General features: G+C 68.9%; 4 protein-coding genes. All 4 read left to right on the forward strand.

The genetic code is table 11. The annotated features are described in order from the left end of the window. The first annotated feature begins 471 nt into the window (after positions 1-471). Positions 472-5,232: a glutamate synthase large subunit gene (gene gltB, locus ACT6XY_RS21435; protein ID WP_444750338.1), complete on the forward strand. Its 4,761-nt coding sequence runs from the start codon at positions 472-474 to the stop codon at positions 5,230-5,232. 4 nt (positions 5,233-5,236) lie between these two features. Next, on the forward strand, positions 5,237-6,655 hold the full coding sequence (locus tag ACT6XY_RS21440; protein ID WP_444750339.1) for a glutamate synthase subunit beta: 1,419 nt from the start codon (positions 5,237-5,239) through the stop codon (positions 6,653-6,655). 316 nt (positions 6,656-6,971) lie between these two features. Then, complete coding sequence (locus ACT6XY_RS21445; RefSeq protein ID WP_444750340.1) at positions 6,972-8,051, forward strand: threonine aldolase family protein; 1,080 nt, start codon at positions 6,972-6,974, stop codon at positions 8,049-8,051. A 98-nt stretch (positions 8,052-8,149) separates the two neighbouring features. Then, on the forward strand, positions 8,150-8,783 hold a 634-nt coding region (locus ACT6XY_RS21450), incomplete at its 3' end, for a hypothetical protein (RefSeq protein WP_444750341.1).

Below are 8,783 nucleotides of genomic sequence, written 5' to 3' on the forward strand. Positions count from 1 at the left end.
GCATCGCCGCATCGGTCCTGGTGCGCGGCGAGGCGCCGCCGCCGGTCGCAGGCCGGATCGACGACTTCCGCTGGCCGCGCGGCACGGCGCCGACCCCTGCGGAAGGGGCAACGCCGCCGCCCCCTCCCCAAGCCCCCGCACAACGCCCTTAGTCATAAAGTTGCGCGCGGATCGGAGATTTTATCCATTTCGACCGGCCTTGCGCAGGGTCCGGCAATAAACATGATCCCATCCCGGCCTGCGGGACGTATTGACGCTTGTGCGTCTCTTTGAAATCTGTCAAATAACGCCTTGAGAAAGGTCAGCATCGCTGCCCTATCCAGAATGACCCCGGAACAGGGGCGTCGGGGAGGACGTGAGGCCCCGAGTTTGCATGCCGGACCGGTTGCGGATGTCCTCCGTCGCCAGTGCCGGCTTCCCGTGTCACGGTGAGGGCACGAACAGCGGCGCGCGCGCCGCAGAACGAGGTGGATGATGAGCACGCAGCGGATTGGTGCGATGTCGGGTGTGGAGATCGGGGCGCGGACGAATCGCGCCACGAAAGCCAATGTGCCCGCCCGCGTCAAAAACCGCACGCGCGCCGTGATCGACCCTGGCCTGCCCGCCGCGCAGGGCCTCTACGATCCGCGCAACGAGAAGGATTCCTGCGGCGTCGGCTTCATCGCCGACATGAAGGGCCGCAAGTCCCACAAGATCGTCCAGGACGGCATCCAGATCCTGCTCAACCTCGAGCATCGCGGTGCCGTCGGCGCCGACCCGCGCGCCGGCGACGGCGCCGGCATGCTGGTGCAGATCCCCGACGCCTTCTTCCGCAAGGAAGCGGGGAAGCTCGGCTTCGACCTGCCCGAGCCCGGCCATTATGCCGTCGGCTTCATCTTCTTCCCGCGCGACCCCGAGGGCCAGGCCATCGTCCGCGAGGCGATCGAGAAGGTCGTCGCCGACGAAGGCCAGGTGCTGCTCGGCTGGCGCGAGGTGCCGACCGACAACTCCTCCCTCGGCGAGAGCGTCAAGCCGACCGAGCCGCTGCACCGGCAGATCTTCGTCGCCCGCGGCGCCGACATCGCCGACGAGGACGAGTTCGAGCGCCGCCTTTTCGTGCTGCGCAAGGTCATCTCGAACCTCGTCTACGACCTGAACGACGCGCGCACCAAGGGCTACTACCCCGTCTCGCTGTCGTGCCGGACCATCGTCTACAAGGGCATGTTCCTGGCCGACCAGCTCGGGTCCTATTTCCCCGACCTGCACGACGAGACGTTCGAGAGCGCCATCGCCCTCGTCCACCAGCGCTTCTCGACCAACACCTTCCCCGCCTGGTCGCTCGCCCACCCCTACCGGATGGTCGCGCACAACGGCGAGATCAACACCCTGCGCGGCAACGTCAACTGGATGGCGGCGCGCCAGGCGAGCGTCGATTCCGAGCTCTTCGGCAACGACATCTCCAAGCTATGGCCGGTCTCCTACGAGGGCCAGTCGGACACCGCCTGCTTCGACAACGCGCTCGAGTTCCTCGTCCAGGGCGGCTATTCGCTCGCCCATGCGGTGATGATGCTGGTGCCCGAGGCCTGGGCCGGCAACAAGAGCATGGATGAGCAGCGCCGCGCCTTCTACGAGTACCACGCCGCCATCATGGAGCCCTGGGATGGCCCGGCCTCCATCGCCTTCACCGACGGCCGCCAGATCGGCGCGACGCTGGACCGCAACGGCCTGCGCCCCGCCCGCTGGTTCGTCACCAAGGACGACCGCATCATCATGGCCTCCGAAATGGGCGTGCTGCCCGTTCCGGAGAGCGAGATCGTGCGCAAGTGGCGTCTCCAGCCCGGCAAGATGCTGCTGGTCGACCTCGCCGAGGGTCGCATCATCTCCGACGAGGAGATCAAGGCCCAGCTCGCCGCCTCCAACCCCTACAAGGAGTGGCTGGAGCGCTCGCAGCTGATCCTCGAGGACCTGCCGCCGGTGGAGCCGCGCGCCTCGCGCACCGACGTGCCGCTGCTCGATAAGCAGCAGGCTTTCGGCTACACCCAGGAGGACGTGAAGATCCTGCTGGCGCCCATGGCCACCACCGGCCAGGAGGCCGTGGGCTCGATGGGCACCGACACGCCGATCTCGGCGCTCTCGTCCAAGTCCAAGCTGCTCTACACCTACTTCAAGCAGAACTTCGCCCAGGTGACGAACCCGCCGATCGACCCGATCCGCGAGGAGCTCGTCATGAGCCTCGTCTCCTTCATCGGGCCGCGGCCGAACCTGTTCGACCTCGACGGCACCTCGCGCCGCAAGCGCCTGGAGGTCCGCCAGCCGATCCTCACCAACGAGGACCTGGAGAAGATCCGCTGCATCGGCCATCGCGAGGATTCCTTCGACACGAAGACCCTCGACATCACCTATCCCGCGACCAAGGGCGCCGCCGGCATGGCCGAGGCGCTGCAGCTCCTCTGCGACCGTGCGGAAGCCGCCGTCCACGGCCGCTACAACATCATCATCCTGTCCGACCGCATGGTCGGCCCGGACCGCATCCCGATCCCGGCGCTGCTCGCCACCGCCGCCGTGCACCACCACCTGATCCGCAAGGGTCTGAGGACCGCCGCCGGCCTCGTCGTCGAGACGGGCGAGGCGCGCGAGGTGCATCACTTCTGCTGCCTGGCCGGCTACGGCGCCGAGGCGATCAACCCCTATCTCGCCTTCGAGACCATGGAGGAGCTGCACGAGAACGGGGAGCTGCCGCCCGAGGTCGACGCGCACGAGGTGGTCAAGCGCTTCATCAAGTCCATCGGCAAGGGCATCATGAAGGTGATGTCCAAGATGGGCATCTCCACCTACCAGTCCTATTGCGGCGCGCAGATCTTCGACGCCGTCGGCCTCGCCGACGACTTCGTGGCGCAGTACTTCACCGGCACCGCCACCCGTATCGGCGGCGTCGGCCTGCCGGAGGTTTCCGAGGAGACGGTCTCCCGCCACACCGCGGCCTTCTCCGACGACCCGACGCTGAAGGCGAACCTCGAGGTCGGCGGCGAATATGCCTACCGCATCCGCGGCGAGGACCACGTCTGGTCGCCGGAGACGGTGGCGGCGCTCCAGCATGCGGTGCGCGGCAACAGCCAGGACCGCTACCGCGAGTTCGCCCGCCTCATCAACGAGCAGACCTCGCGCCTGCAGACCATCCGCGGCCTCTTCCGCATCCGCACCGCCGAGGAGATGGGCCGCAAGGCCGTGCCCCTCGACGAGGTCGAGCCGGCCGCCGCCATCGTCAAGCGCTTCGCCACCGGCGCCATGTCCTACGGCTCCATCTCGCGCGAGGCCCACACGACCCTGGCGCTCGCCATGAACGCCATCGGCGCCAAGTCCAACACCGGCGAGGGCGGCGAGGAATCCGAGCGCTTCCAGCCGCTGCCGGACGGGCGCTCCATGCGCTCGGCCATCAAGCAGGTCGCTTCCGGCCGCTTCGGCGTCACGACGGAATATCTCGTCAATTCCGACATGATGCAGATCAAGATGGCCCAGGGCGCCAAGCCCGGCGAGGGCGGCCAGCTGCCCGGCCACAAGGTCGACGCGGTCATCGCCAAGGTGCGCCATTCGACGCCGGGCGTCGGCCTCATCTCGCCGCCGCCGCACCACGACATCTACTCGATCGAGGATCTGGCGCAGCTCATCTACGACCTGAAGAACGTCAACCCGCGGGCCGACGTCTCGGTGAAGCTCGTCTCCGAGGTCGGCGTCGGCACGGTCGCCGCCGGCGTCGCCAAGGCGCGCGCCGACCACGTGACCATCTCCGGCTTCGAGGGCGGCACCGGCGCCTCGCCGCTGACCTCCATCAAGCACACGGGCTCGCCGTGGGAGATCGGCCTCGCCGAAACCCACCAGACCCTGGTGCTGAACCGCCTGCGCTCGCGCATCGCGGTCCAGGTGGACGGCGGCCTCAGGACCGGCCGCGATGTCGTCATCGGCGCCCTTCTCGGCGCCGACGAGTTCGGCTTCGCCACCGCGCCGCTGATCGCCACCGGCTGCATCATGATGCGCAAGTGCCACCTCAACACCTGTCCCGTGGGTGTCGCCACCCAGGACCCGGTGCTGCGCAAGCGCTTCAAGGGCCAGCCCGAGCACGTCATCAACTACTTCTTCTTCGTCGCCGAAGAGGTGCGTGAGCTGATGGCCTCCATGGGCTTCCGCACCATCGACGAGATGGTCGGCCAGATGCAGATGCTCGACCGCCGCGAGGCGATCGACCACTGGAAGGCCAAGGGCCTCGACTTCTCGCGCCTCTTCCACAAGCCGGACGTGCCGGCCGAGGTCGGCGTGTTCCACTCGGAGACGCAGGACCATCACCTGGAGGCGGTGCTCGACCGCAAGCTCATCGCCGAGGCCGTGCCGGCCCTCACCGAGGGCAAGCCGGTGGTCATCGAGACCGCCATCGGCAGCGTCAACCGCTCGGTCGGCGCCATGCTGTCGGGCGAGGTCGCGACGCGCTTCGGCCATGCCGGGCTCGCCGACGACTCCATCCACGTGAAGCTGAAGGGCACCGCCGGCCAGAGCTTCGGGGCCTGGGTCACCCGCGGCGTCACGCTGGAGCTCGAGGGCGAGGCCAACGATTACGTCGGCAAGGGACTCTCGGGCGGCAAGATCATCGTCTATCCCTCGGCCGAGGCCACCAGCCTCGACGTCGACAACTCGATCATCGTCGGCAACACGGTGCTCTACGGCGCCATCGAGGGCGAGTGCTACTTCCGCGGCATCGCCGGCGAGCGCTTCGCCGTGCGCAACTCCGGCGCCATCGCGGTGGTGGAGGGCACGGGTGACCACGGCTGCGAATACATGACGGGCGGCGTCGTCGTCGTCCTCGGCCAGACCGGACGCAACTTCGCGGCCGGCATGTCCGGCGGCATCGCCTACGTGCTGGACGAGGCCGGCGATTTCGCCCGCCGCTGCAACATGGCCATGGTCGAGCTGGAGCCGGTGCCGGAGGAGGACGACCTCCTGTCGCGCGTCTATCACCAGACCGGCGGGCTCGACAGCCACGGCCGCGTCGACGTGATGAGCGACATGAGCCGGTTCGACGCCGAGCGTCTGCACCAGCTGATCGCCAACCACGCCCGCTACACCGGCTCCCGGCGCGCCCGGGACATCCTCGACCGCTGGTCGGAGATGCTGCCCAAATTCAGGAAGGTCATGCCGGTCGAATACCGCCGCGCCCTTCAGGAAATGGAACAGGCCCAGCGTCCGCTCGCGCTGGCAGGAGAATAAGATCATGGGGAAGGTAACAGGGTTTCTGGAGATCGACCGTCAGGACCGGCGCTATGCGCCGGCCGGCGACCGCATCCGCCACTACCGTGAATTCGTCATCCCGCTGAGCGAGGAAGGCACCCGCAACCAGGCGGCGCGCTGCATGAACTGCGGCATCCCGTTCTGTCACAACGGCTGCCCGGTCAACAACCAGATCCCCGACTGGAACGACCTCGTCTACAACGGCGGCTGGCGCGAAGCCTCGATCAACCTGCACTCGACCAACAACTTCCCCGAGTTCACCGGCCGCATCTGCCCCGCGCCCTGCGAGGCGGCCTGCACGCTGAACATCGAGGACACGCCGGTCACCATCAAGACGATCGAATGCGCCATCGTCGACCGCGCCTGGAACGAAGGCTGGATCACGCCGGAACCGGCGAAGACGCGCTCGGGCAAGAAGGTCGCGGTGGTCGGCTCGGGGCCTGCGGGCCTCGCCGCAGCCCAGCAGCTCGCCCGTGCCGGCCACGACGTCCACGTCTACGAGAAGTTCGCCAAGGCCGGCGGCCTGATGCGTTACGGCATCCCGGACTTCAAGATGGAGAAGCGCCTCATCGACCGTCGCATCCATCAGATGGAGGCCGAGGGCGTCACCTTCCACTACAACGAGCATGTGGGCGTCACCCGCCCGATCGAGGAGCTCACGGCCGCCTATGACGCTGTGCTGCTCACCGGCGGTTCGGAGAAGCCGCGCGATCTGCCGATCCCCGGCCGCGACCTCGAGGGCGTCCATTTCGCCATGGACTTCCTGCCGCAGCAGAACCGCCGCGTCTCCGGCGAGCCCATCGGCACCAACGAGCCGATTCTCGCCTCGGGCAAGCACGTCGTCGTCATCGGCGGCGGCGACACCGGCTCCGACTGCATCGGCACCTCGGTGCGCCAGGGCGCCCTTTCGGTGACGCAGCTCGAGATCATGCCGAAGCCGCCGGAAAAGGAGAACAAGGCCCTGGTGTGGCCGCTCTGGCCGCTGAAGCTGCGGACCTCCTCCAGCCACGAGGAAGGCGCCGAGCGCGACTTTGCCGTCATGAGCTCGGAGTTCACCGGCCAGAACGGCCGGGTGAAGAGCCTGAAGTGCGTGCGCGTCGACGACAAGATGCAGCCGATCGCCGGCAGCGAGTTCGAGCTGAAGGCCGACCTCGTCCTGCTCGCCATGGGCTTTGTCAACCCGGTCCACGAGGGCATGGTCGAGAGCCTCGGCGTGAAGCTCGACGCCCGCAAGAACGTCGCGGCCAACACCAACGACTACCGGACCTCGGTGGACAAGGTCTATGCCGCGGGCGACATGCGCCGCGGCCAGAGCCTGGTCGTCTGGGCGATCCGCGAGGGTCGCCAGGCCGCCCATTCCATCGACAAGGACCTTGTCGGCACCACCACCCTGCCGCGCTGAGCGGCGGGGCGGGATACGAGAGGCGCCGCCGCTGGCCTACAGGTGCTGCGCCATATCGGGCGGCCTCTCGCGCATCACCTCGTCACCGTCATGCCCGGGCTTGTCCCGGGTATCCACGACTTCCCCTGGATCGTCGTGGTCAAGTCGTGGATGGCCGGGACAAGCCCGGCCATGACGGATCGCGCAGCGCGCGCCTTTGCCCGGACAACAGTCCGCACCCGGCCCGGCAGCCCGCGCATGCGCGCGGGGCCCTTGCGGCCGGAGCCCCGGCGGGCTTGAGATGCCTCCAGCGCCCCCACCGATCCGGAGCCTTCCCATGTTCTTCGCCAGCGACAACGGCCTCGGCGCGTCCGACAAGGTCATGCAGGCCATCGCCGCCGCCAATGGCGGGGCGCGGCTCGGCTACGGCAACGACGACGCCACGAAAGCCGTGGTGCAGAAGCTCTGCGACCTCTTCGAGCGCGAGGTCGGCGTCTACATGGTCGCCACCGGCACGGCGGCGAACGGCCTCGCCCTCTCCACCCTGACACCGCCCTGGGGCATCGTGCTCTGCCACGACGAGAGCCACGTCATCGAGGACGAGTGCTGCGGGCCGGAATTCTTCACCGGCGGCGCCAAGCTGGTCGGCATTCCCGGCCGCGGCGCCAAGATCACGGCCCATGCGCTGGAGGCGGCGATCGCCAGCCTCGGCCGCCGCGTGCCGCACAACGCCCCGATCCACGCCCTCTCCATCACCCAGTCGACCGAGCTCGGCCAGGTCTATTCGGTGGCCGAGGTGACGGCGCTCTCCGCCATCGCCCACGCCAACGGTCTCGGCGTCCACATGGACGGCGCCCGCTTCGCCAATGCGGTGGCAGCCCTCGGCTGCTCGCCGGCTGAGATCACCTGGAAGGCCGGCGTCGACGTGCTCTCCTTCGGCACCACCAAGGGCGGCGGCCTCGCCTGCGAGGCGCTGATCTACTTCGATCCGGCCAAGGGTGCCGAGATGGTCCGCCGCCGCATGCGCGCCGGTCATCTCCTCTCCAAGCACCGCTTCCTCGCGGCGCAGATGGAGGCCTTCCTCGACGGTGGCCACTGGCTCGACCTCGCCCGCGACGCCAATGCCGCTGCCGCCCGCCTTGCCGAAGGCCTTTCCACCATTCCCGGCGTTCGCCTGCCGCTGAAGCCCCAGGCCAACGGTCTCTTCCCCATCTTCCGGCAGGAGATCGTCGATGCGCTGAAGGCCGAGGGCGCCGCCTTCTATCCCTGGCCGGACAAGGGCCTGCCCGAAGCCGAGCGCGCCCGCCCCGGCGAAGTCATGATGCGCCTGGTCACGTCCTTCGCCACCCGCAACGAGGACATCGACCGTTTCCTCGCGGTGGCTGCCCGGGCCGCGGCGCCACTCGCGGCGGAGTGAGCGGAACCGACAAGAAGCGACACGCGCCCGCCCTGAAATCGCCGTTCTCCTTGCCGAAACCTTGTCCGGGGTTCGAGGGGGAAGAAGGACACGATCGCGTGCGCCATTCACTGTTCATGACGGCGGCCGCCGCCGCCCTCGCTGCCGGTCTCGGCCAGGCATCCGCGGCACCGCTTTCCGCCGGGATCGCCGCCGCGCCCGCTCCCGCCGCAGCCGTCGAGGTGCAGTACTGGGGCGGCTGGGGCCCGCCGCGGGTCTACGACTACGACGACGAGCCGCCGGTCTACCGTCGCCGCTATGTCGAGCCGGAGGTCGAGGACGTCCTGCCGGCCTCCGACGCCATCGCCATTGCCCGCTCCATGGGCTACCGCGCCATCAGCCGGCCGCGCCTCGCCGGCCGGGTCTGGGTGGTGGAGACGGTGGGGGCCGCAGGCCAGCGCGCCCGCGTCACCATCCACGCCTATACCGGCGCGCCCATCAACATCCGCGAGTTGGAGGCGGCTGGCCAGCGCTTCCCCACCCCGCCGGTCTGGTCCGACGAGCGGCCGCGCTTCGGCAACGCACCCCCGCTGCAGCGCGAAGGCCGGCTCGATCCCGACGCCCTCGACAGGCCGGAGCGTCCCGCGCGCCCCGCGCCGAACATCACTGCCCGCGTCGTGCCCGTGCCGACGCCGCGCCCGAACATCGACGGCGACCTGACGCCGCGTCCGCAGGTCGCCCCGCCCGTCCCGC

Origin of the sequence: Phreatobacter sp., from assembly GCF_052440005.1 — a bacterium.
Classification (GTDB): domain Bacteria; phylum Pseudomonadota; class Alphaproteobacteria; order Rhizobiales; family Phreatobacteraceae; genus Phreatobacter.

Excerpts from the sequence above, each read along its gene's own strand:
- gltB (WP_444750338.1), top strand. The coding sequence starts at position 472 with ATGATGAGCACGCAGCGGATTGGTGCGATGTCGGGTGTGGAGATCGGG.
- ACT6XY_RS21440 (WP_444750339.1), top strand. The coding sequence starts at position 5,237 with ATGGGGAAGGTAACAGGGTTTCTGGAGATCGACCGTCAGGACCGGCGC.
- ACT6XY_RS21445 (WP_444750340.1), top strand. The coding sequence starts at position 6,972 with ATGTTCTTCGCCAGCGACAACGGCCTCGGCGCGTCCGACAAGGTCATG.